Source organism: Bacteroides sp. B1-V-101, from assembly GCF_023656585.1.
In the GTDB taxonomy this organism is placed as follows: Bacteria; Bacteroidota; Bacteroidia; order Bacteroidales; family Bacteroidaceae; genus Bacteroides; species Bacteroides thetaiotaomicron.
This window is the reverse complement of the sequence record NZ_JAMOKH010000024.1, coordinates 1-18,348: the sequence shown is the minus strand read 5'-3', so window position 1 is coordinate 18,348 and position 18,348 is coordinate 1. Positions and strand designations below refer to the sequence as shown.

Genomic DNA, 18,348 nt, shown 5'->3' with positions numbered 1-18,348 from the left:
GCTGGTTCGTGATTTAGTGATGATCGATTGCCGATTGATATGCTTCGGCAATGTTGCAGGGTTGGCCGGCCTTAACTTTGCTCCATGCGATTTTCATCGGGTCGATGGTCCGGCCTTGGTATTCGAGTACGGGGACTTCCCGATTGCCGTCAATCAAGGTTTTCCACTCCATGCCTTCCACTTCGTTAGTCAGAATCGCGCATACCGTTATACCGATGGCGAGCCATTCATCTTTCTTCTTGGGGCTGATCTTACCGCTGTCTATCACTTGCTGAATCTTCTCCAAGTCCTCTTCCACTCCCTGAAAGTCTTTTTTGAGTTCCTGTTTGACGGTAGATACTACCCACTCGTAGCCTTCATTGATCTGATAGATTTCCGATAGGCGGACGGGAATCAGTTCTGCGGGATATTTCTCGCCTTCCTTGCGGGCTTCCAGTGTAGCGATGACCTCTTCCGCTTCCTTGGCGCTTCCGCCTTTGGGTACGGTAAAAGAACATTCAAAAGCGATATTGCCGGTTCCTGTTATCCACAGGTGAGAAGTATAATAAGTGCCCTCTTCCTGAAACATTTCTTTACTGTAGGCACAGTCCCATGTACCGATTTTCACCAATGAAGCCGAATCGTTTTCTTTCAGTTCCTGACGGATGGCATCTTTACCGTATGAGGCGTTGCCTTTAAAAGCTGATATACGAAAGTTGCCCGTCCATACATCGGGGTTATAGAAAAGAAAAGAGCCTTCGCCATCTTCAAACTCGTTCCAGTCCGACGGATAATTCATCGAAAACCACGCTCCGGGGGAGATAAATTTCTTGCCTTGCATCCTTTTTCATTAAATGATTACTTGGGCAAAAATACGAATTAAAAATGAATTTCACTTTCCTATCGGCTGTATTTTCCTCCGTACTTCTTTGGAAATCTCCAGAAACATATAGTTCAGCTTTCCGGAGTGGATGCCTGCTTCATTGTCTTTGTACTTTTTGTTGGCATACTGTTTGGATTTCTCGAAAGTGAGCAGTGACATTTCGTTCTGCGATTTGCCGACCATGGTAGAGTCCAGTTGTTCATCCGGGAAGAAGTCGTCGAGGTCTACATCGCCGATCATCGTTGTTTCGAGGAAGTTCATGTCCTTATGAGAGTTATCGGTGTAATATCCTACGAACATATGCCCCGGTGTACGTACCAGTATCGGTTCGATATTGATAGCCCGAAGAAGCGAAGCGAACAGGACGCTGCCGTCCACACAGTTGATCTGCGACGATTCCAGCGCATCGTCAAAGGTACGGACGCGTTGCGAGAAAACGACATTGCTCGAAAGGCTCGTATTGGATACGGAACTGTAGCGGAACTTGCGTTTCTGCAAGATGTTCCAAAGTGCGTATACCTGCTTGTCTACCGCACCTTTGGCCGTGCTCTGGTAGCCCAAGAAACGATTCACGATGCGGGTATTCAGCGCTTCACGAAGCAGCTGGTCGATCATCGGATTCTCTTCGTTGACGTATGCGGCAAAAAAGATACTGGTATCGTAAAACTTCGTCCCGTTCGCCACATAACCCAACAGGCATTCATTGACGCTACGCACCGAAAACGTACGTACCCGTTGTCCCAAGTCTTTCCCGTTCATCTCCACTTTTACGGCTACGCTCACCGGTTCCGCCTGTGCGTTATTCTTCAGTGCCTCGTAATTCCAGATGATATCGGGATAAATAGTATATTCCGTCCTCGGCTTGTTCAGCACAAATTCCGACACGGAACGGGAAAAGAAAGGGGTCTCGGCAACCTCTATCCGCACCCGGCTATAAGCAGTCCTTGACTTCACCCGAACGGCGATGCACGATTTCGGATTTCCGAGACAGGTAGAATCCGAAGGAGTAATCACCTGCGCGTCCGTAGTGGCTACCGACAGGATGGCCGACGGAAAGATATTTCCTCCCAGATCGTCTACGATCTCAAAGCCGGAATTAAAAGAAGTATATTTAAAGACGGAGATTCCCCCGATGAGAAGAAGCAGTACAATCACCCCTCCTACCACTTCGCGTCTATATCGTTTCAAGTCTATTTTTATCATGATCTGCAAACTGTGTATTTATTATCCTATCGCTACACAAAGATAACAAATAACAGACGGTTTTTCCTCGCATATCCCATAAAAACTTTCAAATATCATCCCGATGCCCGCATTCAGCGGAATGTAATACGATTGTAATATTTGTTTCATCCGCCCGTAACAAAGTCTTCTCATCTTTGTCCCGAAATAAAAAAAAGCTTAACTTTGTCATATCACATTAATACATATATCATATGAACGATTACCGTATTTTAGTTGTCGACGATGAAGAAGACCTCTGTGAGATTCTGAAATTCAATCTTGAAAACGAAGGTTATGAAGTGGATACCGCCAACTCCGCCGAAGAGGCTCTGAAGATGGATATCAGCAGTTACCACCTGATTCTTCTGGACGTGATGATGGGGGAAATCTCCGGTTTCAAGATGGCAAACATGCTGAAGAAAGACAAGAAAACAGCCAGAGTGCCCATCATCTTCATCACAGCCAAAGATACCGAAAACGATACCGTAACAGGCTTCAATCTGGGAGCGGACGATTATATCTCCAAGCCTTTCTCCCTGCGCGAAGTGATCGCCCGTGTGAAAGCCGTACTGAGGCGTACCGCCACGATGGAGACGGAAAAGGCGCCCGAACGCCTGACTTACCAGTCACTCGTGATCGACATCACCAAGAAGAAGGTAAGCATAGACGACGAAGAAGTGCAGTTGACGAAGAAAGAATTTGAAATACTGCTTCTGCTGGTGCAGAACAAAGGACGCGTCTTCTCCCGTGAAGACATTCTGGCACGCATCTGGAGCGACGAAGTATACGTACTCGATCGTACCATTGATGTGAATATCACCCGTTTACGGAAGAAAATTGGCGAATATGGCAAGTGCATCGTTACCCGCCTGGGATACGGATACTGCTTTGAAGCCGAATAATCAAGAAGTATGAATCTACCTGTCAAGCAAAAACATTTCCTCTCTTTCAGCCGGAAGTTATTCCTTTCGGTGATCTCGCTGTTTCTGGTATTTGCCTTTTGTTTCATCGCCTACCAGTATCAACGCGAAAGAGAATATAAAGTCGAGTTACTCAACACGCAGCTCCAGAACTATAACAGCCGCTTGTACGAACGGCTGAACAGTAATCCCGCCATCGAAGAAACGACTGAAAAGTATATCCGTGACCACGCATTGGAGGACTTGCGCGTCACACTGATCGACTTGCAGGGAAATGTGATCTATGACAGTTATCAGACTACCGACCAGCAACTGGAGAACCATCTCAACCGCCCCGAAGTGCAGAAAGCCTTGAAAGACGGAACCGGTTTTGACGTACGCCGCACTTCGGAGACCACCGGGCTACCGTATTTCTATTCGGCAACCCGCTACGGAGATTATATCATTCGCTCGGCACTGCCATATAATGTAAGCCTCATCAATAATCTGCAGGCAGACCCGCATTACTTATGGTTTACGGTCATTGTGTCGCTGTTGCTCATGGTGATCTTCTACAAATTCACCAACAAACTGGGAACTTCTATCAGCCAGCTCCGCGAGTTTGCCATGCGTGCAGACCGTAACGAACCGATAGAGATGGCGATGCAGTCCGCTTTTCCGCATAATGAGCTGGGAGAGATTTCGCAGCACATCATCCAGATATACAAGCGTCTGCACGAAACGAAAGAGGCACTCTACATCGAACGCGAGAAACTGATTACCCATCTTCAGATTTCGCATGAAGGGCTGGGCATATTCACCAAAGACAAAAAAGAGATTCTGGTCAACAACCTCTTTACTCAATACAGTAACCTGATTTCGGACTCTAACCTGGAAACGACAGAGGAAGTATTCGCCATCAGCGAACTGAAAGACATCATTCATTTCATCAACAAGAACCAGCAGCAACGCTCGCGGGGAAAAGACGAAAAGCGTATGTCCGTCACAATCAACAAAAACGGACGCACCTTTATCGTGGAATGTATCATCTTTCAGGACGCCAGCTTCGAGATTTCGATCAATGACGTCACGCAGGAAGAAGAGCAGGTACGTCTGAAGCGCCAATTAACCCAGAACATTGCCCATGAACTGAAAACTCCCGTAAGCAGTATCCAAGGTTATCTGGAAACGATTGTCAATAACGAGAATATCTCACGTGACAAGATAAATACGTTCCTCGAACGGTGCTACGCACAAAGCAATCGCCTCAGCCGGCTGCTACGCGACATATCCGTACTGACCCGCATGGACGAAGCCGCCAACATGATAGACATGGAACGGGTAGACATCAGCGTACTGGTAGGGAACATCATCAATGAAGTTTCTCTGGAACTGGAAGAAAAGCACATTAGCATCGTGGATTCACTAAAGAAGGGTATCCAGATCAAAGGCAATTACTCTCTGCTCTACTCCATCTTCCGTAACCTGATGGACAATGCCATCGCATACGCCGGAACCAATATTCAGATAAACATCAACTGTTTCCGTGAAGATGAGAACTACTATTATTTCAGCTTTGCAGATACGGGCATCGGTGTCTCTCCGGAACATCTGAACCGCCTTTTCGAACGTTTCTACCGGGTGGACAAAGGGCGTTCACGCAAACTCGGCGGAACCGGTTTAGGGCTTGCCATCGTAAAGAATGCTGTCATCATCCACGGAGGAAACATTTCTGCCAAGAACAATCAAGGCGGCGGACTGGAATTTGTTTTCACGCTGGCGAAAGAGAAATAAACAGCTTGGTTTTTCTTTACTCACAGTGCAGTCAAACAATCAGCCACTCTCCCAGATTCCGTTTCGCGGCATCAAAGGACACACCGACTTTCACCAGTCGCCTGCCATCCACGGTGTAGGGCAAAAGGTAACCTTTTTCATCAATCTGCCTCAGAGCTTCTTCAGCGGTGCCGATGAGTTTAAATTCGAATACATAGATGTAGTCCGCAGTCTTTACTACCGCATCGGCACGGCCGATAGCGGTACGGACTTCCGCTTGCGTGAATTGCCCCATGAGTTTGAAGACGAGATAGAATACAACTTGATAATGACGTTCCGTTTTCTCGTTCAGTTCGTAAGGGAAATCGGCGAAGAAACAGGACAGACGAGTGAGGAAAGCTTCCGTTTCGCCCGTTTCCAACTCATGCACAAATTTCCCGATATAAAAGGTAGTATCGGTGGATGCGACAGGGGTATAGAAAGGAGCGGCAAAATTGAGAAAACCATATTTCACCTCTTCGTTAGGAAATCCTAGTGTATATGTACGAAAGCGTTGGTCGAACGACTTTATAGTCAGGTATCCGCTTTGATAAATCATCGGAACGGGATTGGAGATATTCGCCCTGTCATCGCTCAAGGAGGCAGAAGAGACTTCAATGCTGTCCAATTTGCGAAGGTCGAAATTTGTCTTCTTTAGGATCTCTACCAGAAAAGTTGGTGTTCCGCTGGCAAACCAATAGTCACCGAAACGCGACTTGGCAAGGGCGTTGAGTACACTGAAAGGATTGAACATGGGAGTAAATCCTTTCTCAGGAGTGAAGCGGTAACCGTCATACTGGCTGGTGAGTTGCTCTATGGCTTCGTCATAATTGGTTCCAGTCTGGTGCGCTAGTTCTTGCAATTCAGGCACAAAAACGGTTTCGATTTCCGCGCGTGTCATGCCACAAAGAGTGTTGTACTCAAGGTCGAAGCTGATATCATTCAACTGGTTAAGCGTGCTAAAAATGCCCATCTGCGCAAACTTCGTTACTCCGGTGATAAAGACAAACTGAAGATAAGGGTCAGCATCTTTGAGTACAGTATAAAAAGCGGTCAGCGTTTTACGGAAGTCTTCTTGCAAATCAGGTTTATCGAATGTCTGAAGCATGGGTTTGTCATATTCGTCTACGAGTACGACCACACGGCGTCCGGTCTGTTCGTATGCACGTCGGATAATGGTAATGAAGCGTCCGGAGTAGGTCATTGTGCCTTTATCTACTCCATACATCTCTTCCCAACCTTCCAGTTGCAGTTCAAGTATTCTTTCCAATCGTTCCCTACTGTCATATTTCTCAGCATTCAAGCTTAGGTGCAACACCGGGTATTCGAACCAATTCTGTTCCAGTTTCTCGATAGCGAGTCCTTCGAAAAGTTCTTTCTTCCCCTTGAAATAAGCTTCAAGCGTGGAAAGTAACAGGCTCTTCCCGAAACGCCGGGGACGACTGAGGAAATAAGGCTTCCCTTTCGTCACGAGACGATAGACCAGTTCTGTTTTATCGACATAAAGATATCCTTCCGAGCGAAGAAATTCGAAACTTTGTATCCCTATCGGGAGCTTACGGAGCGTATTAACAGGTGCGTTCATATCAGCTTTTATTAAAAAACAACCAATGCTACGGGCAAAGATAACAAATTCGATGCAGATTCCACCCGAAGAGAAGAGATTATTTAGCCCTATTCACACAAAGTCGGCTGTATCGATAAAAAATACAAAGCCGCATATCCAGTTTTCAAAACTTACCGGAATATCGGTATGTTTTTTCACATAGTTTTCATACCTTTGCTTCCGAAAGTAAGTTTAAACCAACCAATTGTCATGAAAACAAACATAAGCCTTATACTCATTCTGTGCCTTCTTCTTGGCGCCTGTAAAAACGGGAATGCTTCAAGTCAAAGCAAAAACGAAACGCCGCAAGATACCATTAAGGCTATTAAGATGCCCGCCATCCCGCAAATGATGACAGCACCGGAACAACGAGCCGACTTTCTGGCCAAGCATTATTGGGACAATGTGAACTTTGCCGACACCAACTATATCCACCATCCGGAAGTAACGGAGCAGGCGTGGGCAGATTATTGCGACTTGCTGAACCACGTACCGCTTGAAACGGCCCAACAAGCCATGCGCAATGTTATCGACCGGACCAATGTGGACAAGAAGGTGTTTACATATATCACCGACCTGGCGGACAAGTATCTGTATGATCCCAACTCCCCCATGCGCAACGAAGAATTTTATATACCGGTACTGGAAGCGATGATAGCCTCCCCCGTATTGGACGAAACAGAGAAGATACGTCCCCAGGCCCGTCTTAAGCTGGCTCAGAAAAACCGTATCGGAACCAAAGCGCTCAACTTCACTTACACCCTGGCCTCCGGAGCACAAGGTTCATTATACCAGTTGAAAGCGGAGTATCTTCTGTTATTCATCAATAACCCCGGCTGTCAGGCATGCACAGAAACCATAGAAGGGCTGAAAAACGCTCCCATCATCAACCAGCTTTTACAGGAAAAGAAGTTGGTACTTCTCTCCATCTACCCCGATGAGGAACTGGACGAGTGGAAAAAGCATCTGAGCGAATTTCCCAATGAATGGATTAACGGATACGACAAGAAGTTCACCATCAAAGAGGAACAGGTCTATGACTTAAAGGCTATCCCGACTCTATATCTGTTGGATAAAGACAAGACTGTATTGCTTAAAGATGCCACCGCACCAGCCATTGAAGCATATCTAATGCAACATCAATAGTCTATTTTCCAAATATTTGTTCCACCCGTTGATACAAAAAGTTTCACGCCTTGGAACTAATAGTTTCATGCCTTGAAACCATTGGTTTCGCTACTTAAAAGAGTGTAGTTCGTTTTAATCTTTTATAAATCAGCGATTAAAAGTGTTTTTATAAAGATGCAGGTAACGATATAGTAGTGGAAGTTCAGCTACACATTGCATTGCTCTGCATAATTTCAAATATCTCTGTAACACAAAGGTAAGCAATGTTTTTGATGCTTCCAAGTTAATCATAGCATATTTATAGAAGGGTTGACAATTAATTGTCAGCCCTTTTTTTATCCGATATCCTCTGTCATTCTATCAGTCTCTTTTTTAAGAAGGAGAATTGCGTGTATTCCCCTTTCTATCCTGATGAAGAAAAAATATTCTGAAAATTCACATTGATACCAAGTGAGTTACAAGGAAAATGTGGGGCTGGCGGTTACCGTCAGCCCTATTTTTTCATGCCTAATTTTGAAAACTTTGCAACCGAAGAAAGAAAAATAACCCATTAGAACAAAGGAATATTGTATGGAAGAGAACAGAAATGATATTGAGATACTCAAAGCAATGATAAAGGACAACTTTGAGGAACAACGAAAACTGATTGCCAAGCTGGAAACGGCTCTGGAAGCAGTAACCAGTTTCAACGGTAAGCAAATGCTGGACAGCCGGGATATGCGCCTGATGCTGAAAGTATGCGACCGGACACTGATCCGCTGGCGTAATTCCGGGAAACTCCCATTTTTCAAACTCAGCGGCAAGATTTACTTCTGGGCTTCTGACGTATATAAATTCCTGAGAGAAGAATGTCTAAACGAAGATTTCATATCCGATTCTATTAACTCATAAATAAAAATTCACATGGAAAATCAAAGTAAAGTAATCGTCATAGAACGAAACAAATTCGCAGCACTCGTCAAATCACACCGCAAATGCCTCCAGATGCTGAACATCCTGACTTACATCTACACAGTTAAGGAAGTAAGCCTTACCCTGACCTTGCAGGAAATCTGTGAAGTCCTGCACATGACTCCCGAAGAAGTGGAGATACAGCGACAGAAAGGATATATCCGCTTCACGACACAGAAAGGGATGACCGTCTATGAAATCACGGACCTGCTCCGATTGGAAAATATGCTGGAGATGGGGAGCATCTATCGTAAGATCGACAAAAAAGTAATGAACCTCGAACCTCTAAATAATGAATAAACAATGAAAGAAGAAGAGCAAGACAAGAAACAGCGGAAGCGTCTGGTACACGCTTCCCTGTTTAGTGGATTCGGCGCCCCAGACCTGGCTGCCGAATGAATGGGATGGCAGAATGCCTTCCATTGCGAGATAGACGATTTTTGTAATACCATTCTAAATTACTGGTTTAAAGATGCGAAAAGTTATACAGATGTCACAACGACAGATTTCAGGGAATGGAGAGGAAAAATCAATGTCCTTACAGGAGGTTTTCCTTGTCAACCATTCTCCGTCGCAGGCCAAAGAAAGGGAGCGGATGATAACCGCTATCTCTGGCCTCACATGCTCAGGGCCATACATAAGATCAGGCCCGATTGGGTCATTGGTGAGAACGTTGCTGGCATCCTCACGATGGTACAGCCCGGTCAGGAGACTGAAGTGGGAAGTCAATCCACTCTATTCGGAGAGAGTGAGCCTGTATTTAAAAGACGACAGCAATATGTTGTTGAAACCATTTGCCGTGATCTTGAACGCGAAGGATATTCCGTCCAGCCGGTACTTATACCGGCTTGTTCCGTCGGTGCACCTCACAGACGGGATAGAGTTTGGTTTATTGCCCACCGTGACGGCACAGGACTACAAGCGCAGGGGGCCGGGCAGCAGGCAGCAGGGACTACCGGAGATAATCCATGGAATGCTTCTGCCAACGCCAGTGGCAACAGAGATACACCATGCCGAAAGAGTCAGGAAATGGAAATCGATGAATTTATCCTCACCCCATGCCCAGATAGCCGGAGAGAAGAATCCCAACGGCCTGACGGATTTTCTGGACTTTTACGGGATACTACCGGAACCGATACCGGACAATACTGAGCTGGAAAACACGGACGGGAACAATCTGGAAGAATCGATCCTACAATGGCTGGCAGAAGGACAAGTGATGCCGACACCGACAGCGCGGGATTGGAAAGGCGCACCTTCACTGGAGAACCTGAAGAAACGGGGAAAGATACCACAGAAGAACAGCCTTCCGGATTTCTTCGCCCGGACTGGAAAGAGTTTCCAACTCAATCCCCTGTTTGTAGCCGAGATGATGGGCTTTCCACCCGATTGGACGGTATCTCCTTTTCTCGGTGAAGACAGGCATCCATTAAAGGATACGGGAACGCTATCGTCCCCCAGGTAGTCTACGAGATATTTAAAGCAATAGAAGAAACCTATAAATTAAACAGTCATGAATAAAGTATCGATATTTGAACATCCCGAGTTCGGACGCATCCGGACACTGGAAATTGACGGGAAAATATGGTTCTGCGCCTCGGATGTTGCCGCCGCACTTGGCTACTCCAATCCGAGAGATGCCGTCGTAAGACATTGTAAACCAATGGGTGTCGTGGTTTACGACACCCCTACACGCAGTGCCGTCCAGAAAATCAAGTACATCAGCGAAGGAAACGTATACCGGCTGATTGCCGGTAGCAAGCTGCCTTCCGCTGAGAAATTCGAAAGCTGGATATTTGATGAACTGGTTCCCGAAACACTAAAGAACGGTGGCTATCTTCTTAAGAAGAATGGCGAAACGGATAATGAACTGCTTGCGCGTGCCATATTGCTCGCACAGAACCGTATAAAAGAGCGAGACAGCCGTATTTCAGCATTGGAGAAGGAGAACAACTATGCTATCCTGAAACTCAAGCTACAGGCCCCAAAAGTTCAGTATTACGACAAAGTCCTGCAATCCCAAAGCACCTACACGACCACACAGATAGCGAAAGAATTGGGAATGACTGCCGGAATGTTGAACAAGCGGCTCCGATGGGCAGGCATCCAGTTCCGTCAATCCGGTCAGTGGCTGCTCAAAGCTCCTTACCAGAATCAAGGCTATACAGCAACCCGGACCCATGTATGGGAAAGCCGCACAGGAGAAACAGGCACGGCCATGTTGACGGTCTGGACGGAAAAGGGCCGGTTATTCATACATTATCTTTTTGAGGCTTATCTGGTATAGCCGGAATATAAGACCGGGATAAATAAAAAAGCTACTGAAACAAAAATTCAGTAGCTTTTTTATTGCTTTCAATTGATACTATCTCAACCGTGGTCCCGTTTTCTTCTTTTCTTTCACAGGCACAATTTCTTGTCGGGGTGCTTCTTGCGGCCTTATTCTTTCACTTACAGTCTCACTCTGAAGAAGCCTGTTTAAATACCAGAGGTCCTTCAGTAACTCCTGTTTGCATTCCATCTCCAGGGAATGGGCCATATTCGACATCGGGTTGGTACTTTTCTTGACAAGCGGACCGTTCAGGAGATCTTCTTCTATATACAGGGTACAACGCTTCAAATAGCCTTCAATGTCCTTCGGCGTTTCAGCGGTATCAATCGCCTCCTGAATGGCCTTATAATTCTTATCCATATAACAGGCCTTATACAAGTCATCGGCATGCCAGTCAAAGAAATGAAGATAGTTTTTTCCCAGTTGCTGGTTATACTCTTTTATATCGCTTTCCACAACCCCTTTCTTCTTGTCAAGATATTGCTGCAATTGTTCGATCCTTAAATCACTTTTATCCATTGTTGTCCGATTTATAGTTCCATGTCCGTTTCAGTTTCGCTCTGAAAGGATATATCCAGTTCTCTTTCCTGATGGAAATTATCCGCTATCACGAATTTAATTTCCGCATTCTTGCTGCTTCGGTTATGATAGAAGAGCGTGAATACCTGGCGGCAGGGATCGCTGTCATCCAACTCCGCTATCGAATCCAACGGTTGCATCTCCCGGTTCACCAGATAGACCTTCTTCTTGTCGTACACCTCGCCGCTACCCTCCATCTGTATATAACCGATTTGATAGCCGGCTTCCTCATAGTTTCCGCTACGATTGAGTGTCAGACGAATCTCCACGGTCTCATCCGGGGAAATGGTCTTCTGGAGATACCAGGACGTTAGCGAGAAATCATAAGCCTGCTGTACTTCCAATTTATCATCACAGCCACCCAGCAGGCAAAGCAATGTGAGCATGATACCACTTATTATTAATTTCATCTTCATGATTTTACGTATTACTAAATGAATAATTTACTTGATTGAGTCCGTTGTCGGCTAACGCCTGATGCCCGTTTTTATCTTTCTTTCAGGCGGCTCTTCTCTCTTCTTTTCTGTTTTATTAGCCGTCTGTTGCAAATTCTCTTCGGGAGGCGTTTGCGCAAGGATATTCGCGAATTCCCGGTAATCCCTAACTAACTGCTGCATACACTCCAACTTCAGGAAATGGGCAACATTCGTTGTCCGGCTGGAACTGTTACAATCCACCTGACCGTTCAACAGTTTGTTCTCACAGTAAGCAATGTTGTCCTCAACAATATTCCAAACCGTATCCATGCCCTTTGCCCCGTCCACCGCCTGCCGGAGTATCTTATAACACCCGGACATAAAATGAGACTTATACAGGCTCTCCGCATTCCATTCGAAAAAGTGTAGGAAATTCTCATTCATCTTCTTGCTTTGTTCACGTATGTTCCGGTCTTCCCGGTTTATTTTCATATCCAGCCAATGAAGCATCTCATCCACGTTCCAATTGCCTTGTTCCATACTGTTGCTGCTAATTGAAAATGTACTTGACACCGACAGCTGCCACCGTGTGGAAATTCCCCACGGATGATCCGAAGAATATCCTCTGGCGGACATTGAAAAGAAAAACCAGCCTGTCGGAAAGGAACGCCTCCATCTCGAAAGCCGGGGCAAAACCATAAATGAAGCATCCGTCATTCTTTAAAGTCGCCCCGTCATAGAGCAGCTTGCAGTTCCAGTTGGTCGTCTCATAACCCGCCAGAGCGGAAAGACCGACAGAGAAGAACACGTTCTTACCACGGTCCGAGATGAACGGCACGAAATAACCTACCTCCCCGGTAAACTGCGCTTTGGGGATCGCAACATCCTTATAGGAATAGTGCTTTTTCACATAATCCGCCCCGAACAGCCAGCGGGAATGGTTCCGGTTATACCGACTCAGAGCCAGTCCGACCTGGAAATTACCATGCAGATGCTTCACATTTGAACCGAAGTCGTCTACACCGCCTAACGTAAGCTGGATACCTTTCTGCCCCGGCAGGTAACGCTGGGCAAAAGATTTGCCTGCCACAAAGGGCAGACAAATGCATAACAAAATAAATAAAACTCTTTTCATGATTACTCACCGATTAATTCATTCACAATACGCGCGTCCACCAGGTCACTGTTCTCAATATAGAACCGCTGGTGACGGCCTCCCCCTTTCTCGTAAATTTCCACTTCCAGCAACTTGTCGTCAGGAATGACAATTTTCGGAAAGGCATACACGATCCGTCCCGTGCTCTTTCCTTCGATGCGTGTCAGGGCATTGAGCGTGCGTACCGGTTCAATATAAGTTTCCTGCTGAGCCGTCCTTTTGGCTATCTTCTTATCCACTATCTTAAATCGCACGAAATCCACATCGAAAGGCACATTGGAATTGTTCGTCAGGGAAACATGGAAGAAGATCAGGTCCTTATGCACATAAATGCCCTTTAAAAGAGCCTGCATCCCGAACTGCCTGCATCCGATATGCTTCACGTCCCTACGGTCCAGCCGGTGGATGGTGTACATCACGCTGGCAATGACCGTCGGATCTTCCTCGCCCAGTTCCGTGACACGGATGGAGCTGCCTCCTTTCTTTTCTCCCTCGTCCGGGTTCATCCACTGGTCCATATTGATATTCAGTGTGGAAGGCTCTTCCTTATAAACGACATTGAAGGAAAAGAAAGAGCCGTCTCCTGTAATCACGGAGAAGTTCGTCTCTCCCGGAAACTCCTTCACCGCCGCTTTGACACGTACCACGTTCTCGACTCCGTCAGCCTTGCCTGCGATGATATTGTTACTGCCCAAATCCACGTAGCGCACTTCCGAAGGGAAGAGGATATGCACCGTCTTCCCAAAAGTGACCTCTATTTTATAAGGGATGATATGCTGGCCCGCCGTCAGAATCCTGACGGGATTTACCGGCCTTTCCTCCTGTGAAAAACCGGATACCGAGGCCAGAACAGCCATCAAGAATGCTATAACTATTTTCATTGTCTTGTCTTTTTTATTAAAGTGAATAATCCGTTATTGTCTCTTTGTGACCAGCAGCACCTTATATCCGGCTTTCAGTGTCACCTTGACCGCGCGAACCCGTCCGGCGATCAACCGCGTGCCGCCCTGCATGACTCCGCGCGTCAGGTCCATGACCACCTGCTGTCCGGCAGAACGTGCAAACGAAACGCTGTTTCCCATGCTCTCGCTGACCGTTCCAGCCGCATCCTTTGCCGCATTGCGGGTTTCCGATCCGGGAACGAAAATACCTTTCTGCCCGTCTATATCGTAAGTCGCCAACTGAACAGGAATGATATTCCCGGCATACTCGATGCTGCTGATCAGGATATCCAGACGCTCTCCCTGTATGACCGCCGCACCTGTTACCAGACTGTTCTCCGGAACGGTAATGTTGCCGGCTTGTAGAGGTTGCAGCAACCGGAGTTTTACCCTGCCTCCCTGTTCAATGATCTGGTTCTCCGAAATGCAGGCGGCGATGGTATTCGTCCCCATTTGGTAGCTGTTCCCGACAGCAGTATTAAAACCGTAATTCCTCTCGACAGTAAGCGAAGCGATATAGGCGGAATCCGTAACAGGTTGTGAAAGGCCGGAGGTCGTCTGATACTCCGCCCGCTGAACCGGAACAGTTTCCGTGGGTTCTTTTCCGACAGCTTTCTCCTGGACCGTATCCTTATCCGGGTTCAGATACTTTGCCGCCATCTTGTAGGACCGCTCCATCAGTTCTTCTCGGGTAGCCGCCTTGTTCTTCTCCTTTTCCGCCTCTTCCAGCTTTTTGTTCAGTTCATCTACTTTTCTTTCCAAATCGCTGTTTGCCGTCTCTTTGGGAGTCTCATAGAAGTCATTCAACTGCCCGGAGATTTGCTCGTAGGTATTAACGGACTGTTGCAACCGGTCTCCGTCCTTTTCTTTTTCACCGGTATCGGATGCCCCCTTTCCTTCGTTCATTAATGTCCCGGCAAGCTGCTCCAACGACTTCATCCGGCTTTCTTCCTCCACTTCCGCCTGTTGCTTCTCATAGGCAGCGGTCTTCTTATCCACCAGTTTGGCAGTGGTAGGTTCGGGTACGTTCACATTGAATCCTGAATTTCCGGGGGCTTCCGTCTCGTTTTCCTTGCCGGAGGGGGCAAATATTCAGTACATGACTCCCAGGAAGACCAGCACAAAGGCCGGAATCACAATGAACTTCCTTCTTTTTTCCATCTCTTCCGGTGTGAGCACCTTCTTCTCTTTTTCAGGTTCTTCCTTCAAGGCTCTGCCGTTTTCCGGCTGTACCGCCGTTTCTTCTGCCGCTTCGGGCTTTTCCAAATCTTTATCTTCCATTACTCGTTGGTTTTAGGGTGATACATTATACTGTCTTTATCCGCCCGGTGGAGGGAGTCCACCGGATGGACAAACGGCAACTCCTTTTGTGTGCCGTGAGAGAGAAAACGCCCGAAAGCGCGTGCTACGGTGATACCACATAGAACGGTACTGGTAACCAGCATGCCCACAAGCACTCCCTTACGCTCTTTTTCGGACAGCTCCTCGCAAACGTTCTTCAGTTTTTCGCTGATCTCTGTCTTTATCTTCCTGCTTTTCATTACCTTAATATATTAGCGTTCAACGGTCCTTATATCCCTGTTTTCCAAAATCTCAAAGCGTTCCGCCATGAAGCCTTGCGGATTATTATCCGACCTGACCGTACTCTGCAGGAAGCAACGGGTGACCAGGGAACGCTCGGTGATATTGCTGTTTCGGATAATCATCTGCCGGGCAAAGGTGGTGATCCGGTACGGATAGTTATCGAAATCACACTGCATGCTGTCTACCAGGACAGTCTGGTTAATATTACCGCTGATCAGACGATTATAATAGCCTTTCTCGTTCCAATCCCGGTAATAACTATAAAGACTCTTGTCCGCCAGATACATGGCCCGGTTGATATTGGATTCGATAGCGGCCTTATCGGGAGCCAGCGTAAAGAACAGTTCATGCATGCGGCGCACATGCTCGCGGGCCTCCACCGGACGGTTCAATGCCGCATCTTGGGATAACGCCACTATGAGTGACTTGCCCTGATCCAATACATATACTTTCTCCCGTTGCTGGTTAGCAAAGAGGTAGGACTTTCAGATGGCATACGTAGTCAGTGAGGCACAAATACCCAGAAAGACCAACGTGAACAGGCGGATCTGCCTGAACGAGGATTCGATGTTTTTAAAACTTTTAAATTCCATAATTTTATGTTTTTTCAATTTCTACTTTTTCAATAATACGGCACCGACATTTCCCGTCGAAGCACCCGCCGCAGCACCGGCTACATTGGTCACCTTGGATGTCGTATTGTTGACATTCCGGTTATAGGCACTCATACCTCCCGCTTGGACAATCCAGTTCGAAACAGTGGGCACACAAAAATATCCGATAATGCCGATGACCATGAATATCAGATAGATGGCCGAGGAACCGTCCACGTCAATGACACTCATCGGATCGGCCATCAGGTTCATCTCTTCCTGCAGGATTAGCGTCTGTATCTTGGCAAGCATCGCCCCGAAGAGATCAGCCACCGGTAGCCAGAGATAGACACTGATATAGCGTGCCAGCCATTGGACAAGCGTGTTCTGCAGTCCGTCAAAAACACTCAGGGCAAAGGCTATCGGTCCCAAAATGCTTAGGACTATCAGGAAAAAGGTACGGATCGTGTCGATGACCAGCGAAGCGGACTGGAAGAGAATCTCCAGCAATTTGCGCATGACCATCTGGACAATACCTTGCAGGGAGAAGGCATACGAAACCTCATACATGGTCTGCAAGGCCGTATGCTCCTCCTCACTCCAGCCCATGTTATCCAGTTCCGCATCCAGCTCCTCATTGGAAGCAAAGACACGTCCGGTCATCATCGTCTTAGCCATCATGTCCGCACGGAGCTTGTCCTTCTCCTGCTGGTACTTCTGCAAGTCGAAGGTCTGGTCACGGAGCAGCATTCCGGTTCCCTGAACGATGGGGCTAAAGATACCGTTGAGAGTTCCCAGCACCATCACGTCAAAGAAAAGGATACACATGCCCAGGACAAAAGGCCGTAACATCGAAAAGACATCGATGGGCTCCGCACGGGAGAGCGACTGCCAGACACGGTAAGCGATATAGAACAAAGCTCCTAATGCAGCGAGTGCCATCGCCATGTCCATCATCGGGTGGCAGAGTTTGGTCATCGTATCATAGAGATTCCGAAGAATCTGGTGCATATTTTCAAATGAAATGGATAATAATACCATAATTGATTCTTTTAAAATTGTAGACTACCAATAACGCTCATCCTTGCCGTACAGGTCAAATACCTGTTGCTGCTCGTTCTTCTCCTTGGCACGCAGGTAGGATACATGCAGGTTCTTGCGGGTGTAGTAGTTGGCCAATTCCTTGTAATGTGTCATTTCCCTGTATACCCGGTTCACCAGGTCAATGCGTTCCTTGTCGTTCATGGACATGCCGGTGGGATTGATGATATTCTTCAGCTCGGTAATGCTGCGGCTGCTCTTCTTCATGATGGTGTTATAACCGGCAGCTATCGCATTCAGCTCCCGCTGGCTGAAATTCTTGTCGGTTAGCATCTTGCCGAAATTGTTCACGTAAATCTCGGAGATATCACCGAGCATCAGGACGGACTCCTTGACTTTCTCGCTGCCGCTGATCAGGTCGTTCACTTTGCGCAGCTTGTCGTAATACTCACGCCCCTGCTCGAAAATCTTTGAGGTCTCCTTCCATGTGGAGAGGGCATTCTGCGCCGTTTCCGAGGTCTCCACTATTTCGTTGACACTGTTCACGATACCCTGGACGAGGTTGCCCGGATCGGACACCACCCACTGTGCCTGTACGCTTGCCGGTACTATAAAGGCCGACAGGACAAACAACATGCTTATAATTCTCTTTCTCATTGCTTCTTTATTTTAATCGTTTATTTTTTCTTTTTCTTCTCACTTGCCAACATTCGGATAGCCTGCTCCATATTGCCGCCCAGCTTCTCTGTCATTTGTGTGACTTCCAGTTTTTCGGTTTCTTCCGTGGTATAGGTGAGATACTCCTCGACAGAGGTTTCTGTGGCATAGACAGCGGACCGGACACCTCCCAAGCCTATTCAAACCTCCTTATACTTCCGTGCCGGATCGTTGGACTGATTGATAGACAATATCTGCCCTTTCTCTTTGTCGGTCAATCCGAGCAGGGACTGTACGGAGTCAAACTTGTTAATATACTTTCGCTGATCCAGCAGAATCTTACAATCGGCATTGTTGATAATGGTGTCTTTGATAATGGGACTTGATACAATATCGTCCAGTTCTTGAGTGACGACAACGGCCTCACCAAAATACTTTCTAACCGTTTTGTGTAGGCTAAGCACCCAGCGCCTTATCATATTTCTATGGTAGGTTTCCAAATGCTCGCCCCCGAACCGGACTTACACCTCTCAGCGTATCCGGCTCTCCACTAATTTCAGTCTATCT

21 protein-coding genes and 2 pseudogenes are annotated in these 18,348 nt (G+C 46.9%); 8 read left to right on the top strand and 15 right to left on the bottom strand.

Going from position 1 to position 18,348, the window contains the following annotated elements; genetic code table 11:
• Window positions 1-13: 13 nt before the first annotated feature.
• Both NBH01_RS17190 and NBH01_RS17185 read right to left on the bottom strand, forming a co-directional pair.
• Window positions 14-820: a DUF3805 domain-containing protein gene (locus tag NBH01_RS17190; RefSeq protein ID WP_011107812.1), complete on the bottom strand. Its 807-nt coding sequence runs from the start codon at window positions 818-820 to the stop codon at window positions 14-16.
• A gap of 51 nt (window positions 821-871) precedes the next feature.
• The gene (locus NBH01_RS17185) at window positions 872-2,065 is read right to left on the bottom strand and encodes a hypothetical protein (RefSeq protein WP_008762295.1); all 1,194 of its coding nucleotides are present in this window, start codon (window positions 2,063-2,065) and stop codon (window positions 872-874) included.
• Between the two features lie 233 nt (window positions 2,066-2,298).
• Here NBH01_RS17185 and phoB point away from each other — a divergent pair, with 233 nt between their 5' ends.
• On the top strand, window positions 2,299-2,988 hold the full coding sequence (gene phoB / locus NBH01_RS17180; protein WP_008762294.1) for a two-component system response regulator PhoB: 690 nt from the start codon (window positions 2,299-2,301) through the stop codon (window positions 2,986-2,988).
• A 9-nt stretch (window positions 2,989-2,997) separates the two neighbouring features.
• Window positions 2,998-4,779, top strand: coding sequence for a two-component system sensor histidine kinase PhoR (phoR, locus tag NBH01_RS17175; protein ID WP_008762293.1), 1,782 nt, complete (start codon window positions 2,998-3,000; stop codon window positions 4,777-4,779).
• 31 nt (window positions 4,780-4,810) lie between these two features.
• On the opposite strand, the gene NBH01_RS17170 is transcribed toward phoR, so the two are convergent.
• Window positions 4,811-6,382, bottom strand: coding sequence for a PD-(D/E)XK nuclease domain-containing ATP-binding protein (locus tag NBH01_RS17170; protein WP_225693960.1), 1,572 nt, complete (start codon window positions 6,380-6,382; stop codon window positions 4,811-4,813).
• A gap of 231 nt (window positions 6,383-6,613) precedes the next feature.
• Between NBH01_RS17170 and NBH01_RS17165 the strand changes: the two genes are divergently transcribed.
• The 6 genes from NBH01_RS17165 to NBH01_RS17140 all read left to right on the top strand — a co-directional run bounded on the left by NBH01_RS17165 (window position 6,614) and on the right by NBH01_RS17140 (window position 10,769).
• Window positions 6,614-7,549: a DUF5106 domain-containing protein gene (locus NBH01_RS17165; protein ID WP_225678906.1), complete on the top strand. Its 936-nt coding sequence runs from the start codon at window positions 6,614-6,616 to the stop codon at window positions 7,547-7,549.
• 552 nt (window positions 7,550-8,101) lie between these two features.
• Complete coding sequence (locus NBH01_RS17160; protein ID WP_004308054.1) at window positions 8,102-8,422, top strand: helix-turn-helix domain-containing protein; 321 nt, start codon at window positions 8,102-8,104, stop codon at window positions 8,420-8,422.
• A gap of 12 nt (window positions 8,423-8,434) precedes the next feature.
• Window positions 8,435-8,782, top strand: coding sequence for a hypothetical protein (locus NBH01_RS17155; RefSeq protein WP_004313787.1), 348 nt, complete (start codon window positions 8,435-8,437; stop codon window positions 8,780-8,782).
• A 99-nt stretch (window positions 8,783-8,881) separates the two neighbouring features.
• On the top strand, window positions 8,882-9,634 hold the full coding sequence (locus tag NBH01_RS17150) for a DNA cytosine methyltransferase (RefSeq protein ID WP_004313786.1): 753 nt from the start codon (window positions 8,882-8,884) through the stop codon (window positions 9,632-9,634).
• Window positions 9,522-9,947 (top strand): hypothetical protein, encoded by a 426-nt coding sequence (locus NBH01_RS17145; RefSeq protein ID WP_132061476.1) that lies wholly within the window; start codon window positions 9,522-9,524, stop codon window positions 9,945-9,947. Before NBH01_RS17150 ends, NBH01_RS17145 begins: the two co-directional genes overlap by 113 nt.
• A gap of 48 nt (window positions 9,948-9,995) precedes the next feature.
• Window positions 9,996-10,769 (top strand): phage antirepressor KilAC domain-containing protein, encoded by a 774-nt coding sequence (locus NBH01_RS17140; protein ID WP_004308051.1) that lies wholly within the window; start codon window positions 9,996-9,998, stop codon window positions 10,767-10,769.
• A gap of 78 nt (window positions 10,770-10,847) precedes the next feature.
• Here NBH01_RS17140 and NBH01_RS17135 read toward each other — a convergent pair whose 3' ends face one another.
• From NBH01_RS17135 to NBH01_RS17080, 12 genes and pseudogenes are all read right to left on the bottom strand, one after another.
• Window positions 10,848-11,333 (bottom strand): hypothetical protein, encoded by a 486-nt coding sequence (locus NBH01_RS17135; RefSeq protein ID WP_225678907.1) that lies wholly within the window; start codon window positions 11,331-11,333, stop codon window positions 10,848-10,850.
• An 11-nt stretch (window positions 11,334-11,344) separates the two neighbouring features.
• Entirely contained in the window at window positions 11,345-11,809 is a 465-nt protein-coding gene (locus NBH01_RS17130; RefSeq protein ID WP_004308050.1) for a TraQ conjugal transfer family protein, read from the bottom strand.
• 51 nt (window positions 11,810-11,860) lie between these two features.
• Window positions 11,861-12,349: a hypothetical protein gene (locus NBH01_RS17125; RefSeq protein ID WP_004308049.1), complete on the bottom strand. Its 489-nt coding sequence runs from the start codon at window positions 12,347-12,349 to the stop codon at window positions 11,861-11,863.
• A 10-nt stretch (window positions 12,350-12,359) separates the two neighbouring features.
• Complete coding sequence (locus NBH01_RS17120; RefSeq protein ID WP_250700201.1) at window positions 12,360-12,944, bottom strand: conjugal transfer protein TraO; 585 nt, start codon at window positions 12,942-12,944, stop codon at window positions 12,360-12,362.
• A gap of 2 nt (window positions 12,945-12,946) precedes the next feature.
• Complete coding sequence (gene traN, locus NBH01_RS17115) at window positions 12,947-13,846, bottom strand: conjugative transposon protein TraN (RefSeq protein ID WP_004308047.1); 900 nt, start codon at window positions 13,844-13,846, stop codon at window positions 12,947-12,949.
• 33 nt (window positions 13,847-13,879) lie between these two features.
• Complete coding sequence (traM, locus tag NBH01_RS17110; RefSeq protein ID WP_072067469.1) at window positions 13,880-14,998, bottom strand: conjugative transposon protein TraM; 1,119 nt, start codon at window positions 14,996-14,998, stop codon at window positions 13,880-13,882.
• Window positions 14,999-15,187 (bottom strand): hypothetical protein, encoded by a 189-nt coding sequence (locus tag NBH01_RS17105; RefSeq protein WP_004308045.1) that lies wholly within the window; start codon window positions 15,185-15,187, stop codon window positions 14,999-15,001.
• Complete coding sequence (locus NBH01_RS17100; protein ID WP_004318726.1) at window positions 15,187-15,447, bottom strand: hypothetical protein; 261 nt, start codon at window positions 15,445-15,447, stop codon at window positions 15,187-15,189. The genes NBH01_RS17105 and NBH01_RS17100 overlap by 1 nt, the downstream gene beginning before the upstream one ends.
• Window positions 15,448-15,459: 12 nt before the next feature.
• Window positions 15,460-16,083: pseudogene (traK, locus tag NBH01_RS17095) on the bottom strand (conjugative transposon protein TraK).
• A gap of 21 nt (window positions 16,084-16,104) precedes the next feature.
• Complete coding sequence (traJ, locus tag NBH01_RS17090) at window positions 16,105-17,124, bottom strand: conjugative transposon protein TraJ (RefSeq protein WP_004308042.1); 1,020 nt, start codon at window positions 17,122-17,124, stop codon at window positions 16,105-16,107.
• Between the two features lie 24 nt (window positions 17,125-17,148).
• Entirely contained in the window at window positions 17,149-17,781 is a 633-nt protein-coding gene (locus NBH01_RS17085; RefSeq protein ID WP_004318720.1) for a DUF4141 domain-containing protein, read from the bottom strand.
• A 20-nt stretch (window positions 17,782-17,801) separates the two neighbouring features.
• Window positions 17,802-18,248, bottom strand: a pseudogene (locus tag NBH01_RS17080) (TraG/VirB4 family ATPase); the annotation flags it as partial.
• Window positions 18,249-18,348 lie beyond the last annotated feature (100 nt).

Bases quoted from the DNA above. Each gene is read 5' to 3' on its own strand.
- NBH01_RS17085 (WP_004318720.1), bottom strand. From the start codon at position 17,781: ATGAGAAAGAGAATTATAAGCATGTTGTTTGTCCTGTCGGCCTTTATA.
- NBH01_RS17130 (WP_004308050.1), bottom strand. From the start codon at position 11,809: ATGAAGATGAAATTAATAATAAGTGGTATCATGCTCACATTGCTTTGC.
- traN (WP_004308047.1), bottom strand. From the start codon at position 13,846: ATGAAAATAGTTATAGCATTCTTGATGGCTGTTCTGGCCTCGGTATCC.
- NBH01_RS17190 (WP_011107812.1), bottom strand. From the start codon at position 820: ATGCAAGGCAAGAAATTTATCTCCCCCGGAGCGTGGTTTTCGATGAAT.
- phoB (WP_008762294.1), top strand. From the start codon at position 2,299: ATGAACGATTACCGTATTTTAGTTGTCGACGATGAAGAAGACCTCTGT.
- NBH01_RS17170 (WP_225693960.1), bottom strand. From the start codon at position 6,382: ATGAACGCACCTGTTAATACGCTCCGTAAGCTCCCGATAGGGATACAA.
- NBH01_RS17165 (WP_225678906.1), top strand. From the start codon at position 6,614: ATGAAAACAAACATAAGCCTTATACTCATTCTGTGCCTTCTTCTTGGC.
- NBH01_RS17155 (WP_004313787.1), top strand. From the start codon at position 8,435: ATGGAAAATCAAAGTAAAGTAATCGTCATAGAACGAAACAAATTCGCA.
- NBH01_RS17150 (WP_004313786.1), top strand. From the start codon at position 8,882: ATGGGATGGCAGAATGCCTTCCATTGCGAGATAGACGATTTTTGTAAT.
- NBH01_RS17160 (WP_004308054.1), top strand. From the start codon at position 8,102: ATGGAAGAGAACAGAAATGATATTGAGATACTCAAAGCAATGATAAAG.
- NBH01_RS17135 (WP_225678907.1), bottom strand. From the start codon at position 11,333: ATGGATAAAAGTGATTTAAGGATCGAACAATTGCAGCAATATCTTGAC.
- NBH01_RS17100 (WP_004318726.1), bottom strand. From the start codon at position 15,447: ATGAAAAGCAGGAAGATAAAGACAGAGATCAGCGAAAAACTGAAGAAC.
- phoR (WP_008762293.1), top strand. From the start codon at position 2,998: ATGAATCTACCTGTCAAGCAAAAACATTTCCTCTCTTTCAGCCGGAAG.
- NBH01_RS17125 (WP_004308049.1), bottom strand. From the start codon at position 12,349: ATGGAACAAGGCAATTGGAACGTGGATGAGATGCTTCATTGGCTGGAT.
- NBH01_RS17145 (WP_132061476.1), top strand. From the start codon at position 9,522: ATGAATTTATCCTCACCCCATGCCCAGATAGCCGGAGAGAAGAATCCC.
- NBH01_RS17185 (WP_008762295.1), bottom strand. From the start codon at position 2,065: ATGATAAAAATAGACTTGAAACGATATAGACGCGAAGTGGTAGGAGGG.
- NBH01_RS17105 (WP_004308045.1), bottom strand. From the start codon at position 15,187: ATGGAAGATAAAGATTTGGAAAAGCCCGAAGCGGCAGAAGAAACGGCG.
- traJ (WP_004308042.1), bottom strand. From the start codon at position 17,124: ATGGTATTATTATCCATTTCATTTGAAAATATGCACCAGATTCTTCGG.
- NBH01_RS17140 (WP_004308051.1), top strand. From the start codon at position 9,996: ATGAATAAAGTATCGATATTTGAACATCCCGAGTTCGGACGCATCCGG.
- NBH01_RS17120 (WP_250700201.1), bottom strand. From the start codon at position 12,944: ATGAAAAGAGTTTTATTTATTTTGTTATGCATTTGTCTGCCCTTTGTG.